14 protein-coding genes (1 of these 14 only partly in view) are annotated in these 18,152 nt (G+C 36.4%); 10 read left to right on the top strand and 4 right to left on the bottom strand.

Going from position 1 to position 18,152, the window contains the following annotated elements; translation table 11 throughout:
* The first annotated feature begins 332 nt into the window (after nt 1-332).
* Nucleotides 333-1,595, top strand: a complete 1,263-nt coding sequence (locus tag N288_RS21530; RefSeq protein ID WP_009792750.1) for a ComEC/Rec2 family competence protein — start codon at nt 333-335, stop codon at nt 1,593-1,595.
* A 505-nt stretch (nt 1,596-2,100) separates the two neighbouring features.
* Here N288_RS21530 and N288_RS21525 read toward each other — a convergent pair.
* Both N288_RS21525 and N288_RS21520 read right to left on the bottom strand, forming a co-directional pair.
* On the bottom strand, nt 2,101-3,021 hold the full coding sequence (locus tag N288_RS21525; RefSeq protein ID WP_035402077.1) for a hypothetical protein: 921 nt from the start codon (nt 3,019-3,021) through the stop codon (nt 2,101-2,103).
* Between the two features lie 276 nt (nt 3,022-3,297).
* The gene (locus N288_RS21520; RefSeq protein WP_022544469.1) at nt 3,298-4,953 is read right to left on the bottom strand and encodes a hypothetical protein; all 1,656 of its coding nucleotides are present in this window, start codon (nt 4,951-4,953) and stop codon (nt 3,298-3,300) included.
* 208 nt (nt 4,954-5,161) lie between these two features.
* Here N288_RS21520 and N288_RS21515 point away from each other — a divergent pair, with 208 nt between their 5' ends.
* The 4 genes from N288_RS21515 to N288_RS21500 all read left to right on the top strand — a co-directional run bounded on the left by N288_RS21515 (nt 5,162) and on the right by N288_RS21500 (nt 11,129).
* A complete protein-coding gene (locus N288_RS21515; protein ID WP_022544468.1) occupies nt 5,162-6,025 on the top strand; it encodes a DUF4839 domain-containing protein in 864 nt (287 codons plus the stop codon).
* 798 nt (nt 6,026-6,823) lie between these two features.
* Nucleotides 6,824-7,279: a hypothetical protein gene (locus N288_RS21510; RefSeq protein ID WP_009792756.1), complete on the top strand. Its 456-nt coding sequence runs from the start codon at nt 6,824-6,826 to the stop codon at nt 7,277-7,279.
* A gap of 9 nt (nt 7,280-7,288) precedes the next feature.
* Complete coding sequence (locus tag N288_RS21505; protein ID WP_009792757.1) at nt 7,289-9,361, top strand: dynamin family protein; 2,073 nt, start codon at nt 7,289-7,291, stop codon at nt 9,359-9,361.
* Nucleotides 9,336-11,129, top strand: a complete 1,794-nt coding sequence (locus N288_RS21500) for a dynamin family protein (RefSeq protein WP_009792758.1) — start codon at nt 9,336-9,338, stop codon at nt 11,127-11,129. The genes N288_RS21505 and N288_RS21500 overlap by 26 nt, the downstream gene beginning before the upstream one ends.
* Nucleotides 11,130-11,243: 114 nt before the next feature.
* Here the strand turns inward: N288_RS21500 and N288_RS21495 are convergent, their stop codons facing one another.
* Nucleotides 11,244-12,101, bottom strand: a complete 858-nt coding sequence (locus tag N288_RS21495) for a UBA domain-containing protein (RefSeq protein ID WP_009792759.1) — start codon at nt 12,099-12,101, stop codon at nt 11,244-11,246.
* Nucleotides 12,102-12,290: 189 nt separating this feature from the next.
* Here N288_RS21495 and N288_RS21490 point away from each other — a divergent pair, with 189 nt between their 5' ends.
* The gene (locus N288_RS21490) at nt 12,291-12,935 is read left to right on the top strand and encodes a competence protein CoiA (protein WP_009792760.1); all 645 of its coding nucleotides are present in this window, start codon (nt 12,291-12,293) and stop codon (nt 12,933-12,935) included.
* Between the two features lie 7 nt (nt 12,936-12,942).
* Entirely contained in the window at nt 12,943-13,155 is a 213-nt protein-coding gene (locus N288_RS21485; protein ID WP_009792761.1) for a hypothetical protein, read from the top strand.
* An 833-nt stretch (nt 13,156-13,988) separates the two neighbouring features.
* Here the strand turns inward: N288_RS21485 and N288_RS21480 are convergent.
* Nucleotides 13,989-14,708 (bottom strand): hypothetical protein, encoded by a 720-nt coding sequence (locus N288_RS21480; protein ID WP_009792763.1) that lies wholly within the window; start codon nt 14,706-14,708, stop codon nt 13,989-13,991.
* Between the two features lie 461 nt (nt 14,709-15,169).
* On the opposite strand from N288_RS21480, the gene N288_RS21475 reads away from it, so the two are divergent.
* From N288_RS21475 to N288_RS21465, 3 genes are all read left to right on the top strand, one after another.
* Nucleotides 15,170-15,907, top strand: a complete 738-nt coding sequence (locus N288_RS21475; protein ID WP_009792764.1) for a hypothetical protein — start codon at nt 15,170-15,172, stop codon at nt 15,905-15,907.
* Nucleotides 15,907-17,274: a type IV secretory system conjugative DNA transfer family protein gene (locus N288_RS21470; RefSeq protein WP_009792765.1), complete on the top strand. Its 1,368-nt coding sequence runs from the start codon at nt 15,907-15,909 to the stop codon at nt 17,272-17,274. Before N288_RS21475 ends, N288_RS21470 begins: the two co-directional genes overlap by 1 nt.
* Before the next feature lie 124 nt (nt 17,275-17,398).
* Nucleotides 17,399-18,152, top strand: the 5' portion of a protein-coding gene (locus tag N288_RS21465; RefSeq protein WP_009792766.1) for a hypothetical protein. 416 nt of this gene lie beyond the right edge of the window; the window shows 754 of its 1,170 coding nt (coding positions 1-754); its start codon is at nt 17,399-17,401; its stop codon lies beyond the right edge, outside the window.

The following is an 18,152-nucleotide window of genomic DNA, read 5'->3' as shown; positions in this document are numbered from 1 at the left end:
AAAAGAAAGGCTTAAAAAGGGGAAAAGATAATTTGTCTTTTGAATTAAGGGGAAGAGGAACGAGGCTCTGCATGGATTGAAATTTTATGGCCAGATATGAAAAATAGTGATATTAAAGCTGCATAGAAAAGGCTGGAAATGGTGAAAGTCCAAACAACACTTCTGCAATTATTAGATACAGTCTAGAGGATAAAGTAGGTGCTTTATGGATGCCGGATTGGAAAGTGTATATTTACGCTGCGAATAATGGGTATAACTCTCCCAGTTACTACATGAAAATGTAAGTGACAGGGGTTATGTAGGTACTCTTATTATAGGGGGCTAAGCTTCTCGTGCGACAAAATATTGATAATGTTAAAAGAAATGTAGAGAATTTAAAAGAGAAAAAAACTGATGAACTTGGTAAGGAAATTAGAGTTTATATTGAAAAGTATATTCCTGAGAAAGAAATTTTGCTTTTAGACTTTGTTTCACAACAACACTTTGAACAATTTTGTCTACGCAAGAATGTGAATCCACAGCAAAGCGAAAACCGTACAATGTTATACATAAGAAACATTAGAATTAGTAAAAAAGCAGAACCAAAGGAGGGGTTTCATTACCCCATCCCAGAGGAATTATTTGATCAAAAACATACATTTGAGAATTCCCCCATTAATGAAAATGGAATAATGCTTGAACAAATTACAGCATTCTTTATTACTTTAAGAGGTGATAATGATATAAGTTTCGAAACAAGTGCTGCTTCACAAAGATCAATTCTGCCAGAAGCTGGCTACTTTAACTGGGAAGAAGATGTTATAAAAATAATAGAAGATGTGAAAATAAAAAATGAAGAGCTTAAAATAATAATTAGAAATGTAGGACAAGCAAACTGGAATGAAGTGTATTCAAACGGATCTTGTAAAATTATTTATGATATTGGATGTTCAATATATTATGATGTTAATGTTGTGAAAAATCTAATCAATAATACTCCTTTAAATCATCATCCCGTTCTGATAATTAGTCATTGGGATATCGACCATTACTTAGCCCTGGTTAAATTTCCAAAGTTAGATTTTAATAAGTTTAGAAACATTATTGTTCCCTATAGGTTGCCGAATAAAACAAGTGAGAAAGTGTTAAAACTCTTTCCACAAAATAAAGTTATTCGTATTCCAGAATGTAGCAAAAAGCTTATTGGAAGAAAAATTAGCTCAAAACTAATTAAAAGTACTGATAATCTGGCCCTATTTAGAGGTGAACGGTCTAGTGATAGAAATAAGTCTGGATTATCTCTTGCAGTTATAGGCAAATATCAAAGCGTAATTCTTCCAGCTGACCACACTTATTATCAAGTTTTTAGAAATATGTATACAGAATTGCCGGAGAATATACCTTTAAATTTAGTAACGCCTCATCATGGTGGAAAAGCTGGTAGTATAACAAGAGCCTTAAAAGATTTAATGATAATGCCGGGGGCATCTATTACATCGACAGGTAAGAATAATTATGGCCATCCTTTTGAAGAAACAAAAAGTCAACTAGATAATCATGGATTTACTTGGGTAAGAACTGATGAAGGAGTTAAAGATCCAGAAATCATCCTTTAAGTGAATGGATAAACGTACTGTATAATGTATTGAAATTGTTACCGAATTAAACGGAGATTGACCCACGATGGCCACCGCCTAGTTGAATCGACGCTATTGCCCTCGTGGCCATTTTGACAAATGCGGTCACAGGTACCTTTGAAATTTCTTTCTACATAATAGTTCTACAAAGGGTGAAATTGAAGAGCCTCACCCTTTTTAGTGGACTCCTGTGGAATTTGACCCTTAATATTTTCCCCATGTCTAATTCGAATACCAAATTTCTTAACCTCATTGGAATTGTAAACTGGTAGCATGCCACTAGCGCTCAAAGCTGAAATAGATTAGAGGGGGATTTTGACCTTGAGGGCACGGAAACATACTGCGGAACATGGTTCATGTAGATTTGAATCATATCCTAAAAGGTAAGATTGGATTAAAAGCCAGCACTAATTCCTCAAAACCTTAGATACATAGACGTTTACCTTATCCTTCTGTACAACTCCCCTCCATGGAACCTTAGTAATCAATAATAATCATTTCTTTTTTTCATATACAATGAAATTCTCTCTTTAACCATTCTTTCATTTAAGTCATCATTATAGTCAAAATAAACAATTCCAAGTTTATAGTAATTACATAATTCAGCTTTTCCCTTATCTCTTGCTTTAGTAATTTCTAATGCTTCGTTTCCGCCCATAAAAGCAACTGGTTTGAAATGCTGTTCTCCTTGATATTCAATTACAAGGCTTAATTCCTCAATGAAAATATCAGCTTTTAAATGGTCGAGGGGATATTGATGGAGAACCGTATGGTTTGGATAGAGTTTCTTTATGATTTCAAGGAGTTTAACTTCCGTTGTCCATTGCTTGCCGATTGCAAAGTAACCCATGCGAATCCGTATTACATCTTCACAATAACGCAAGAAATCTGTTAAAGATTCTTCATCGAGCATTTTATCAACATATGAACGTGTAATAAGGTTTGGAACTATTTCATGCGGTATAAGCTCTGGTGCATATACTCTGCCAAGAGAACCAATTCCGTATTCAAAAGATAATCCATGTATGTAATATCCATAGATTGAATAAAACTTTGTCCCTCTGAGAGTTTTTCCAAATGCAAATTTCGGGCAGTGTTTATTGCACACATGACATACTTTGTCTTTGAATAGAAGTGTATTTTGAGAAGGCTCTCCCAAATTGTATCGCAGGGACTTTGGAATATGCCCAAACTTAAATTCTTGGTTAAAAAGGTAAATTTCCAAACCTTTTCTTTGGCATGAACAAAAATATATAGGAGTGTTTTCATTCTCTTGAAAACCCAAAAAGGAACCAAATCTTGAAGGATAATGGACAAAAGGGTATGGGAGATTTTCTTCAAAAGTTATACACCCATCAGATTCCAAAGTTGGGACAGTTTCTTTCGGTACAATCTTTGAACGCATGTTATTCACTTGTATCTTCCTTCCTGTTAGATACTATTCAATTCCAGCCTTTTCAAAAAAATCCCGCCAGTGAATTTTACCACTGTCACTATTTTAACCACCTAGCAAGAAAGATTGTACCAGTAAATTACAGACGCTAACCGCAGAATAATTCTGTGTATTTCATTTTGTACCCAGGATAGCTAATTTATTATTCTATAAAGTCATGCGAAATTTGGGATGAGATGTTGAGGTATCACCACGCAATTTAAAGCTTCTGAAACCCCACCAGCCCTCTTACGAAATTGGCCACTTAAAATCCTTCTTATAGTAAGTTTCCTTAAGTTTCTTTAAGTCATGCTCCCACTCAGTAATAGCATATTGGAATTTATTCATTCCATTCTTTTGTCCTTTTCTAAGCTTGACATTATAGGCAATAATTGTGGCTACTTTTTTTAACCCTAATGTTGGAACAGCATTTTTCAGAATCGACCATCTCTTGTCACGTGTGAGGCCGGTGATTTGATATCCCATCAGTTTGAGGGCACTGTGTTCATTTAATTTGGTATCGTCGAGTTCTTCTGCATGGGTTTTCTCCCCGATATCCGTATTTGGCCACTTAAACTTATCAGAAATTTTCGTTGTAGCAGGAGTTGTCATTTGTTTGACGATTGGCATCGAATACTCTTTGACCTTTGGTTTTACCGGATAATACTGCTTCTTGATTTCTCTCAGGTGTTTCTCTGATAGATAGGCAGCTCTTCCGTCCTCAGACATCCATACCATTACTTGTAGGTATTTACTCGCAAAATTATCATTAATAGACTGATAGAGTGGCAGTGTCATAAGTTTCTCTTTTAGACCAATTTGCTTAATAACCGTGTCAAAATAATTATCTTTCACAACTCTCAAATTGCTGTCATACAAAGGAGCTCGGTTGGGTTTTGGCGCAAAGGCTATTAATTCCTTTTCTATCTTTGCCACAATCTCCTCAATTTCCACATTAATAAGTAATCGACTTGCTTGTAACTCTTGTTTTTTCAATTTAAAAGTAGATTTTTTGTGGGATATCTTTTGATTAAGACAATCTTGCAAATAATAATATAATGATAAATCCTTTGAATTTTGGAACCACTTCATACTGAATACTGCCTTTTCAAGCAATTCTTGATCAAGGTTAAAAAGATAGGAATACCATAGCAAAAAGGTGAATTCCTCCTTCGAGAGCTTACTATCTAAAAATCCCCATTCGATCTTCAGCATATAAGTAAGGATTTCACGTAACTCATCTATTAAATGATAAACAAAGCATACCCGTAGAAAATTCGTCATAATCAATGGTTCATTCAAATAAAAGATATTATCGGTGAGATCTGCAAGATAATCTTTAACAAAATCAATAATTAATTTCTTTTTCGTCGTTTTATGAAGCAGTTTGAGTAAATCAAGTGCAGACATGAGTAATTCATCAAATTGAGAATTGATATCTTGATTGTCATTCAAGAAAATCATGATTAAAATTTCTTCAAATATATCGTCGTTCTGCTTACTTTCATAGAACAGAGGTGCTTGGTTATGTGCAAGACAATCAATGATGTAGCGAGACATCTCATAATCCTGATCTTGTACCATATTTTTTAGTGTTAACAATAAAATGTACGATGTCATTTCAGTTGAAGAAAGAAACCATTTATCAATAAGCTCACAACTAATACCATTGATCATTTGAGAGAAGAGGGACTGGAAGAACTCTTCATCACGTATGTCCACTTGTACCCGAGATGAACGTAGGACTTGTGTTTGCAAGTCCTGGTTCTCACGTTCTAACTCCTTTTTCTTGCTGAGAAGGGACTGATTCTCTCTTCTTAACTGTGTGATTTGATTTTCATAGGATTTTATAAGTGTATCAAGGTCTCTTCCGAGAACCTGTAAAATTGAATCTTTGCTAACCATGTTCTCCCTCCGCACACTCTGCATAGCTAATATTTGTTATTGTATCATGAATGGAGAAATGTGGGAAAATATGGTTTGGGTAGTTGTTGACATTATTCATGTTAAATTGTTTTTACTTACTAGACTACATACTGCGAAAAATATGGAAAATAGTAACATATCCATTTAGCTTCTGGTATGATCTATGTATGAAATGAGGAGGAACAAAATGAAAATAATAATTAGTATTTTTTTAAGTTTTATTATTATCACATTGATGGGGTGTGCTGGAAATTCACATGAGGGGGAAGCAAAAACACCGTCAGGTTCAAGTATACAAAAAGGTAGTGATTACCAAGCAGTTGTTAATGTTTTTAAGGAGCAGGGATTCAAGAACATTAAAATAAAGAAGCTGGAAGATTTAATAACTGGTTGGTTGACAAAAGATGGCGAAGTTGAATCTGTCTCAGTTGATGGAGATAAAGAATATTCGCCAGATGTATGGTACTCTAACGACGTAGAAGTAGTCATAACATACCACACTTTCCCAGAAAGAGAGAAAAAAGACACCGAGTCTGCTGAAGAAAAGAAAAAAAATACCGAATCTGCTGAAGAAAAGAAAAGAGATACCGAGTCTGCTGAAGAAAAGCGTTCTAAGACAAATGGCCCATCAGGCAATGAAACATTTGCCAAAAGCGATCAGGAAATATTAACGGCAGAAAATAATGAAGATTTAGCGGCTGTCTTGGCAGTGAAGAATGAAGCTGATCCAATTATCGGTGAATTTGCGAAAAAATATGCAGGTAGAACCATTGAATTTGATGGATATATCGCAAATATGATGCTTCATGGGAATAAGAAAACAAGATATAATATCCTGATATTAGCTGGTGATAATGGTGAGACGACTTTTAGTGGACCTAATTTTCAATTCAAGGATGTCAATGTTACGTCCGATTTAAATCTTACTGGTTCTAACATACCGGATACTCTGGGTCAGGGGCAAAATCTTCATATTACTGCTAAAGTTAAAGAATACAATGAATCAACTGGACTATTCAGGCTTGAGCCAGTTTCTACTGAAATAAAATAAAATTATTGGAAAATAAATTTTATTAATTGGGCAGGACAGTGTTAATATAATGAAATATTTATAGGTTCCTTTCACTCCCCCAATTTTCTTATTTCACAGGTTCAACAGGTTGATAACAGCAAATAAAATGTGCGATCAATGACATCCTGCTTACCAACTGGTTCGTCCTCTAATATTTCTCTTTACTAAGTCCTTAAGATAAAGAATCCTCCTAACAGCGCTGTTAAGAGGATTTTTTTACTAGTAATAGATTAAAGTATTATTTCCACCAGCTCTCATTACCTTGGTACTGGGGGCAAGTTTTTACACCGCCTGGAAAAGAACCATCTAGTACCTTACCGTTCCCTGACATCTCTCGCATTTACTCTTTCTGCCTAAATAGCAGCTAATTTCTAGTATTTTACATTTTATATTAAATTAACAAAATTTACTTGGCATCATCAATGAATAATTCACAGGGTATTTTACTCGACTAGAATATTGATTGACAACAGTGTTAAATATTCCTTCAGTCTGATCAGCTTGATAGAAGCCAAGTTAGAAGCAATCCCTATTACCGCAATGAAAATATTCAATTTCTTGGAAATTGTAGTTATGTCAATCTAAAGTCTCGGGTATAATATCATTATAAATGATAATTTACATACTCGAAATACCTGTCTAAAGAAAGATTGTGAATCTATAGGCCTATTTATTGAGATATCACATAAGACAGCCGGACAGTTTAAGCGCTATGCAATGGTGTTTTATTACGTAAAAGTTAGAAACCTAAATTAATAGAAATGTGGGGACTTTTAAGTGCAGACAACAGAAGCGAATGATTTATATCATGAATATCAAGCAATGATTGAAGAACTGACAGAGGAAGTGCTCCAAAAAGGTATTATGAAAGAAATTCATTGGTCTACGAAAACATTTGTAGAAGTATTGCCAATGGTGAATCAATTTATAAAAGAAAGTGAAAGCTTTAAAGAACAAATTACTAAATTGAACGAAATATCAGAGTTTCACCGAGAAAGACAGGAGCATGAGATGTTAGAACTTCGAGCCCTCTTTTTTGAGAAAAGTAATGAATTAAGCACTCAGACAGATCGCATGCAAAATGCAATCATAAGAAAAATGACGGAAGAGATAAGTGCTCATAAAATGGAGATGGAAAGCCAGGCAGCCAGGACCCATAAATTCCTGTATTATACTTTGGGATCATCTGTACTGGCAAATCTGCTGGTCATTCTCATCTTTATTTTTGGTTAGGTGAAGAGTATGTCTATTGAAAATATGAACAGAATGAAATCTCTATATGATCAGATCTCAGACAGATATATTAAATATATAACCCAACAGATCGAGGAAGAGACGCAAGGTTTTATTGAGATATCAGAAGAGGTTGAAGAATTTATATATGGACTCTCAGGTTATAAGAAATCTACTATCTTGCTTCCTATGAATGAAGGTTTCAGGGAGTATGTGGAGAAATTCCGCGGCCTTGTTAAAAGTATGGATGAGCCATTCATGCTTTTTGTTGTAGGTATGGGGAAGTATGGAAAATCCACCCTGCTGAATGCTCTCATGCAGCAAAAAGCCGCAGAAGTTGATGAACTGCCGAAAACATGGAAAATTGATGTATTCAAATCGGATCCTCAAGAAACCATGGCAAAAATGAAGTATAAAGACGGTAAGGAGAGAAGAGTTTCAGTAAAATTTGCACAGACGTTAATCAAGAGTGAAGAACTCAAAAGAATTGACTCCGAAAAGCAGGTTAATCAAAAGCTGAGAGAGTTCAAAAAAAAGGGAGTAAGCAAAGAAGAACTGAAGGAATACAAAAAGGCCCTTATGGAAGAAATTCTGTACGTGTCTAAGCTAGCTGAAGTGCATTGGCCAGTTAATCCTGCTCCCCTGCTTGAAAATTTCTTCTTGGTGGATACTCCTGGACTTGTTCAGAAGGTCATGGGTGAAGTAAAGGAAAGTGTTCGTGAGTACTACCATAAAGCAGATGGGGTACTATGGATGCTCGATGCCAATACCATTTCCGCTGAAAAATCAAAGGAGCTCATTATGGAGTTATCAGAGCACTTAAATGCAGTAGGGCAAATTAATCCCCAGAATATCATTGAAGTCTTAAACAGAATCGATAACATAAGGGAAAACCATGGGGAAGAGGGTGTCCAACGTATTGTGAAAGAGGCAGAGCGGATATATGAAGGATACTTCTCCAGAATTGTTCCGATTTCGGCACAGGAAGCTTTCAATGGTTTTGAAAATAAAGATCGAGACCTGATTGAAAAAAGTGGAATTGAAAACCTGCTAGCAGAAATTGAGTCCGCTTTTTTAAGAAAGAGCCGAGAGATCAGGATGATGAGCAAAAAGTTCTCTCTAAAATCATTGCTGCATTCTACTGCAAATCATATCAATGCATATTTTTCAAGACTTAAAGATGATAAAGAAAAGCTGGATATGCTTATGGGGAAATTTATTTCGGAAATAAAAAATAAAGAAAATGATTTGTTGAGAGAGATGGAAAGTATTTTAAAAGCCCACAAGCAGTTAGTGGATTCGAACATTGATCTTTATGCAGATTCATTATTTGATATCGAAAGTGAGAGCGGAAGGGAAAGGAAAATCAAAGACAAAATTTTTGAAATCAGTCATTTAACGAAGAAAGTAGAGGATTTATACAATAAGACGGACAAACAGTCTGTAGAAATATTCAATTATTATCGCGGAAAAGTCGAGTTTTCTAAGTATCAATTGCTTGAAGGGAAGGAGCTGGCAGAATTGAACCGCAATGCTGCTGCCGGAAGCCATACGATCACAGAAGCAAATTTTGATACAGACGGCTGGAGTTTCGCTTCCGGGACTGGTATTGCAATTATCTCTACAATTTTTCTCGGGCCAATTGGCCTTTTGCTGGGCCCGCTATCTGGATTTTTAGGGATTAATAAATGGCTAGCCAGAAAGTTTAAGCTAAGTGATTTAAAAAGAGATTTGCGAACTTCGTTTGAGAAATCGGCTAAGGATATGAAAGCTGAATACAGAAACAATGTTGGAGAAACTTTTAGGGGAATCAGAGGACAGATTGAAGAAATAGCATTTGTATCTTTCGCCGGTCTTCATGGGGACGGCAAAGAGGCTGGACTCCTTCTTGATGAAATTGAAGCATTCAGACCTGAGTTAAGCAACTGGAAAGTCGAGACTTCATTCAAAGAATTTATAGCAGAAGAGATCTATATAAAATCAAAAAGAAAAGAACAGGCGCTGCTTTCGGAGAAAAATAAGAAGTCAGTGTCCTTATCTTATGATGGGAGAGAGTATGATGTCTCAAAAGCTTCAACTTGAATTTCAGGAAAAGGAAAAACGGTTTGCTGGATCCCCGCTTCGTCAGGACAATTTAGAGATCCCAGTCATTCAAATTAACAGTCTGCTTGATCAGATCATAAAAGATGCAGGAGTGCTCGTAGATAAATGCCAGACGCCAGTGAAGGTCGTGCTAATGGGAGAAGTTAAAGCGGGGAAGTCCACATTGCTAAATGCCTTGGCAGGAGCTGAAGTATCCCCTGTTAATATAGCAGAGGCTACCGCCAGTATTATTGAGATTTATCACAGCCCGGAAAGAGTGGGGAAAATCATTCGATCCAATTGTACAGAGATTAATGGCTCTCCTGAGGAAATTTATGATCTTCTTCAAGAGCATCATGGGGATTTGGACTTTTTCAAAGATGTTGAGGAAATTAAACTTGGCTTTCCCCTTCCGAACTTACAGAAACTGCACATTGTCGATACACCGGGATTGGCAACAGTAAGCAAACAAAATGCAAAGAAGACAGAAGATTACATTCAACAGTCGGATGTCGTAGTCTGGGTATTCAGTGCTCACCATCTGGGCCAGGCTGATATTGAAGATAAAGTAGAGGAAGTCGATGAACTTGGAAAACCTATTGTCGGAATCATCAACAGGATTGATGAAGTAATAGGAGACATCGGAAAGCTTGTTGATTATCTAGACACTCGCTTAAACTTATACATCACCGATGTATTCCCTCTTTCAGCCAAGCAAGCCTTTAAAGGCATCACTGAAAACCAGCCTTTGTTATTGGAGCAGTCTGGATATAAAAAGCTATTCACCTTTTTGGAAGAAGAAGTAGAGCAAAATGATTCTATACACGAAGAGTCTTTAAAAAGTTCAATGGAGGCCCTGCTGCAAAAGGAGATAGCGATACATAAACACTTTGCTGACGCAGCAGATGATTTGATTGTAAATATGGAAAAGAGAAAAAATGATATCAACCATTTCAACAGCCAAATCAAAGGAGATATGGCAGCAGAATTGCGAAACTGGTTTGAACTGGAGTTCTTGGCTGATGAAGAACAAATACTAAAATCAAAAATCCAGGATTTAAAGCTACTCTCTAATAAACAGGATAAAAAGCAAATCGAAGAATTATTTAAACAAGAGTTATCCGATGACAAGATCAGAAGAACCATCTCGGAAAAATACAAATCTATTGACAAGCAGTTTCAAAGCAAATGGCAAAGTGCGATGGATGTCATCCAGAGACGTATGGAGCAAGACTTAAACGAACACTTCAATGATTCAAACCAGCAGCTGTGGCTGTCCATTCAAAGCATTACTAAAGAGGTACCAACGGGACAAGAACAGATGAAGGATGGCATGGGGAAAGGGATGGTCATTGCCGGTGCCTATGGGACAACCGTAGCTGCTTATACAGCTTGGCTTGGTCCGTATGCAGCTTCAGTTTCGCTGGGAACCGCTCTGGGAGCCATCCTGCCCCCTGTATTAATAACAGGTGCTGCCGTTGGAGCGGTTGTGAAACTGCTTAGCTTCAGCAAGCAGAAGAAAGAATTCATGAAGAGTGTGGATGAAGCAATAAAAAACATTAAGCGCCACATCGAACTAAAAATTATACCAGAAGTCTTGAAGGACCTGGAATCAGAAAGCAATAAAATTGCCAACCATTTATACAATGAATTCTGCCAGTCCCTTGCCAATGGCTACTCAGAAGAAGAACTTTCCAATATTAAATCAAGAGTCAAAAGCTATCTGGCAGATATACAAGTTGGAAGTTTGGTGAAAGTTACGATATAGTTTTCCCCCTTATTCCACCTGTCATTCCCCGCTAGAGTTGCAAAAACCTCCAACTGTAATGGTACAGCTGGAGGTTCTATTGTGAAAGTTAGTTTGCAGGAGAGGCTCCTAATCTTATATAGGGTTAAATTCCCCGTATATTCTTAAATAAGTCTTTTTAAAATCACTATATTCAGCTTTTAAACCTAAGTTTAATGCTTTATCAACCTTTACCATCAGGTCTGCATCTACTCCAAAATCCGAATTAATTTCTAATTCAAGCTCGAATGATTCCAACCCTCTATTCAATCTGCCATCTGCAATATTTTGCCACTGTTTCTCAATATGAAACCAATTTAATTCTGCCGGCAAAGTTGGTTCATGTTTGGGTTTATAAGTTGCATTAAAAACTTTTTTGGATGAAAGGTTATTTTGGGAGCTGAGATCCCCTTTTCCAAAAAGATTAAAAGAAACGTTACCACCAGCAGAATTCCCTTTATCTTCTAAGTTTATTGCTTCAATTTTGGTAGCACCTAATGACTGGAGCAGGTTAATGGCTTCCGCAAATTTATGATCAGCGACTGCTTTATGGAATCCAGGAGCCTCATAATATATATCTAGTGCCGCAGGATTCACGGCATAGACCTTTTCGTTAACTGGCCTTACTGTAGGGAACTTAACTGCTTCTACTTCTTTCATTGTGGCAATATAAAATATTCCTTCCCTCTTATTAGTTGATTTTTTAGTACTATTTAAAGCCTGGTTTTTTATTATACTAGCTGCTACTGATAAAGCTGATTTAACCAAAAATCCACCTGGTGCTACAAAAGCCAATGCTTGTGCAACTGACAAACCAGATAATAGTTTTTTGCCAAATTCCTTATCTCTTTGTAACTTCTTTATTTTCTCTATTTTTTCATCTTCATTTTTGACAACTAAGATTAGCTGCCTTTCTTCATATGGGATTTGTAAAAACTCATTGCTGCCTGACATGGAATTCCTCCGAATGTTTGTCGTTAACTAGACTAAGTATAATAGTAAACTAATATAGATAAAAGAAAATTTTGGTAATATACGATGATGACTATCATTCTTGTTTATAAACTCGCCGACTCCTCCCTTTCATCACTGGAATTTTTGGTATAATTTTCATATTGGATAAACACCGAAAGGGTGGGATATATGCTAAAAGCCTTATTAAGGGATGAATTGATTAACCTTGCATCAACTCATTATAAAGATCAAAGAAGCAGGCTGAAGTCGGATACTAATAAAGATCAATATATTTGTCCTTATTGCAATGGAAAGGTCGTTATCAACTGGGCCGAAGTTCCGAAGAGAATTCCGCACTTCAGTCACAGGCAGACATTGGAGTGCATTTATGAAGGTGGGGGCGAAACTGAAAGTCACCGATTAGGAAAAGTAAAGCTATTTAATTACCTCGAAAGCTTGTTGAATCATAAGGTAAGAAGTATCGAAATTGAGCATTATATACCGGAAACGAGGCAGATTGCTGATGTTTTTATTGAATTTGAAAATGGAGTTCAGTGGGTTGTGGAATATCAGCGCTCTAATATAAGCCCAGAGAAGATACAGGAAAGAAAAAAGCTCTATCAGAAAGCTGGTATTAAAGATATATGGATAATAGGCGAAAATCTAATTAACTCTTCGGGATTGGTTACATATACCGTCAAGAGAGCTGCTGAAGCTTTAATTGAGAAATCCTTTAATCAACCTACATTAGTCTCATTTAATCCGGCAACCGACTTCATTGAAATATTTAGAGGATTAGAGCGGGTGAATAATCGTACCTACTACAGTAAATGAGGCTGTCATGGGAATGAGTTTGAAGAAGGTTGGAATTAATTTATATGGAGAGTTTTTTGGGGTGGAGGATGTGGAATCTGTAGACATTGATAAATCAAATTATTCAGAGTCCACTCTAACATTCGATTTAGAAGTTGAAGCCATCAGAAAATGTGAAATTCCAGGGCTACTAATTGATAGATTAATGTCACTTGCAGTATTGATTCTTTACATAATTTAGAATTGAATAATGTTAATTACTCCTCTAAGTGATATATGGAATTAAACAAATATTGGAAGAGAGGCTAGACCAAAAAGACCAAATTGGAAGGATATCGTTTTTAATGAGTTGGCTACTGCATGTAATAAGCCAGGTGGTTCGTACTTGTTAAGGAATGAGTACGCAAAAGGAGCAGCAGCAATTTTGGGTTATCAAGAAAGCACGGTTTGCAAATACGTTGAGAACTTACTTAGTAAACATCATAAAGAGGAGTGGTAAGTAGAGTAGCAAAAGCAAGTTAAAAAGCAGGTAATGGGAATCCTCATGTTGTTAATGAGCTCAACTTTATCCGATGCAAATTGGAGCCTGACCCCAAATTTGGTTAAGTATTGAAGTAAAGGTAGGAAGTCTTGTTAAAACCTTAGGAGGTGACAGGTACCTCCCGAATAATATTGTTTCACATAATAGTTTCACAAAGAGTGATGTTTAAGAACTTCACTCTTTTGTGGGGGTCTCTGCGGTACATGAACCAGTATGTAATATACTTAAGATATTAAAACCTTGTAATTGGAAGGTTCTCTATTCTTTTAGCGATGGTGCAGCTCTAGAGTGTATGTTTAATGGGATTTTCTCAAATATATATTCTTTGTTCATTGACCTGATTTTGAAAGATGCCCGCAGAGTAATGCTCCACATTCTTCATTCTTATTGCTTTATTACCAACCACGTAATTCTCCCTCTGGAAATCTCCATCAAATATATAATGAAGAAACTGCATAGTGCAGAGAATAGTCTCTGTTTCCAAAACAAAACAAGCAACAGAGAAAATACTCCTGTCGCTTGCTTATTTTATGTTAATGGCGGAAATAGTCTGTACGGCTCTTCTCTACTTGATCCTTCACTTTGTTAACAGCCCTCACCATTTCTTTGTTTTGTTTTTCCATTACCTGCAACTGCTCCTGGTGACGGATGTTCGCTTCGTGCCGTTGCCTTTCATTCGCTTCATCCTGCTCAAATAGATTGATGCATTCTTTTAAGGAGTCGGCCCTGTGTTTAAGAAAGTAATCTTCAAATTTTATTAAACAATAAGAATTTCGATATGCATGTGGTAAAATCGTTCTTTCTGTTATAAGTTCATTTAATTCTTGAATATTGTCTTGAAACATATCAATGGAGGACTGACATTTTCTTACCTCTTCCATTCGCTCCACTTCTGACTTTTTTATCAAATATCTTGATAGGATTCTAAGTAATGTAAAGTAAATAACCAACGGAACGATAAGGAATAGAATTAAAGCGACCAGTATCCCCAATGAAACCGTTTCACTAGGATTCAATATATAATAAAGACTCGCCAAGGGATCACCAAAGACATACAAAGTTAAAGTGATAAACAAAATGGGAACAAAATAAAACCGAAACATAAAGGGGTTATAGAAATCCTCTAAAGGTTTGTAATTTAATAATAAATGTTGATGACTTTTAATACCCTTATGCTTCTCTACGGCCCCCTCTAATTCCATCACCACTTCTTTTGTCCATTGAATGTTTGCCAACAAGTCATTTCTCTCCATTTGGTGTCCTCCCCATCGCGTAATGCTGGTAATATATTCCTGTAACCGTTCCCTTATACGTTTAAAATATTCTGGTTGATAATATGATTTTAAAAGCCTTTTCCTTTTTCAAATTAGGGCGTGAATAAACGGAAAGAGATTGAGATGGGAGACATAGGTTGCCATATCAAAAAGAGAAATATTTGAGTGCTGTAAGATATTCCTGCTGGGGAACCGAACTGTTTTCAAGCATTGGAAAGTGTCATAATAAACCATTCATTAAACTGCAAATAGGAGAAAGTGAGTGCTTTTTTTTCTGCTGCCGCATATATGTTAAGAGCTGGAAATTTTAAAAACTATTCTTCAGCCTAATATAATTTATAATATTTAGAATAAATAAATAATTATATTGTCCTGGTAAAATGGATGTGGTACAATTTCCATGTTCTGGTATATTTCAATTATGAAAAGGGGGTAAAGGGATGGAATACGTAAGAGGAATAGCCTTGGCTGATGGGGAGAAGGTAATTCGTCAGTATGAAGCAACAACGCTTGATAATCCCAAAACAGAAGGGTACATCATTGCTACAGACCGGCGCTTAATTTTTAGTGGTGAAGCAAAGGGTTTGAAGGGTCAGAGTATGATTGTCAAAGATGTTAAGATGGACCATGTGACTGGTGTTCACGCATTCATTGGTGGCGGAAATAACTTCTCTCAAATCGTTTTGATTGCAGTCTTTACGATAGTTACATTGATTCTAGGCAGTCTTTTACCTGTATTTTATTTAGGATTATTGTTTCCCGCCTTTATTGTCTATAAATTGATTAAGAATCCGTTAAAAACTAGCATGATGAGTATGATTATAATGGCGGATAATCAAACACCAAGCTCGATTAGCATAAGTGCTGCGGCGCAGTCTGGCAGTATTATTTCCGCACTATTCAGCAAGCAAGGCTTCGATGGTAACCATGCTTGGATGTCAGTGTCTGCTGCTCCGGGAAAAGACACATTGGCGATGATCAAAGAGATCGGTGCACTGGTACTTGATATTCAAGCAAAGGGTGAACATGCAGCGATTCGCTGGATGGGAAGTACGACAAAAGCTGAGAATTCAAAGGGATCAAAAGTAGTAAAGAGTCTAAAAGGTCAACAGGAGAATGCTTCAAATAATGTACAAGAACTCCGAAAAGCCAGCAGCGACGAGGAGTACTTTAATTAATGGGGTATTTAAGAAATGATGTTATTGAAGGCCAGGCTTTGGAGTTTTTGGAGCCGGGTGAAATCAAGTGGAGAAATGAAGAGATCCCAGGTATGGAGCCTAAATACAAGAGGAATGGTTTAAAGTCAAAGGTTGGGATCCGGGGTCAGGATGGAACGGGTGTACTAATCCATGATGATCTATTAGCAAGACATATTCTTTGCTTAGGCTCAATCGGGAGTGGAAAGTCTCAAACACTGTATCAAATAATAAATGCCACCCGCAAAAGTGCAACGAGTAATGATGTATTTATTTTCTTTGATGCTAAAGGAGATTATCTGGAGAAATTTTATCAGCCTGGTGATTATGTTATTTCAAATGAAGCCAATCCACCTGAAGGAACGGTGAATTGGAACATTTATCAAGATATAATGGCTACTGCCCCGGAAAAAAGAGACGAAACAGTCCGCGAAATTGCAACTACTCTATTTAAAGAGGATATCGAGGGTTCGAGTTCTCCTATCTTTGCAGCTGGTGCGAGGGATTTGTTCGCAGCGATTCTCAGCAGTCAAGTGAGGAATATTGAAACGAAAGGTGAGACTTGGGATAACGAAAAACTTGTAAGCTGGTTAAGAAGAGCGACAGATATTACGGTTAGAAATTTATTAAAGGAATACGAAGATTTAACTTGGGTAAGAAATTACATCCATAAAGAAAATAGTACCTCTTCTAAACAAAGCTTTTTTATGCACCTTTACCAAAACATCTTCAATATTTTTTCTGGTGGATTTGCAAAATCAGGGGATTTTTCAATTACAGAAGCAATTAAAAGAAAGCAAGGGAAAGCAATCTTTTTGGAATATGATATGGCAAGCGGAAATGTATTAAGCCCAGTTTTTACTCTTTTATTAGACCTGGCCATGAAGGATGTTTTAGGCAGAAAGGAATCAAGTGAGCAAGGAAATATCTTCTTTATCCTTGATGAGTTTCCTTTAATTCCAAAGCTTAGTTATATGGATAATGCGTTGAACTTTGGAAGATCGCTCGGCGTAAAAGTAATTGCTGGCATTCAGAATGTTGGGCAGGTTGATCATGTATACGGACCGTCACTGGGCCGAAGTATCATAAGTGGTTTCGGCACGATTTTCACGTTTAGATTATTTGACGAAGCCAGCCGCACATTGGTTGCCTACCGTCATGGTAGAACAAAAAAGATTGTCAGTATTGGTTCTTCAAATGCTGGTAAAGGCGTTATTGATACATTAAACGATGGAAATGTGATAGAAGATTGGAACATTACTAATTTAAAAATTGGTCAATGTATTGTTTCTCCATATAACGATGAACCATTTCTGTTTTATCCGTTAATGTATGAGGATACGATTTAATAACCACAAATTTTATCAAGGTTTAATTAAAGAAGTCAAATGAGGATAATCCTTATTTGACTTCTTTTTTAAAATTCCACAAAAATAGTTAATTATTGTGATTAGTGTCAAGGAGGTATTGTTCATGTTAAAGAAGGTTCTTAAGAAAAAGGAATCATCGCTTGTGATAGGTGTCGGAAGGAAATTTGGTAAGTGGGAGGATAAGGAGGATAGCTATATTATTGGTTCAACGCTGAATCCTATCCAATTATCAAAGAAGCAAATGCAAATCCTTTCTTTGCTTGATGCAACCTCAACTTTTGAAGGCTGGAAGATTAAAATCAATAAATTAGGGCTATCTCTTTCAGAACAAGAATTCAAAGCCCTTGTAGACTTCTATAGAGAGAGTAAGTTGCTGGTGGAAATTAAGGGTCCATTTCGGGAAGAACTGAAAGGGTATATGGTAGTTCGTAATGGAGTTGCATTAGGCTTTGAACAGGGAAATTGGTGCGTAGGAGCTCATAATAATGCTGGTGAGAGAGTGTTTCTGTCAGAGGAAGAGTACAAGGTATGGATTTCAGCTAGCGGAAATAATTCCATTCTAGATGTGCTAAGAAATATAGGTGAACTATTTAAGTGTGACAAACAAAAAGCAATAGTCTTATTTAAAAAATATGCTCCGATTTTTGCAGGTAAACTATTATGGACAATTGAGTATGTAGAAGAAGTGGAGTCTTCCCATAATTACGAAGATATAAAAATACAAAATTTAGCGGACAATTCTATTATATTACCAGTTGGTCAGGAAATTAAGATAAATGGTAACGAGAAATACCTAGTGGAGCTCGGTCAAAGTGTCTCCATATTAACTGATACAGAATTTATTATTTGGACTATCC

It is taken from the genome of Bacillus infantis NRRL B-14911, from assembly GCF_000473245.1.
Lineage (GTDB): Bacteria > Bacillota > Bacilli > Bacillales > Cytobacillaceae > Bacillus_AB > Bacillus_AB infantis.
Note: the sequence above shows the minus strand (reverse complement) of the source record. Positions and strands in the feature narration are given on the sequence as shown.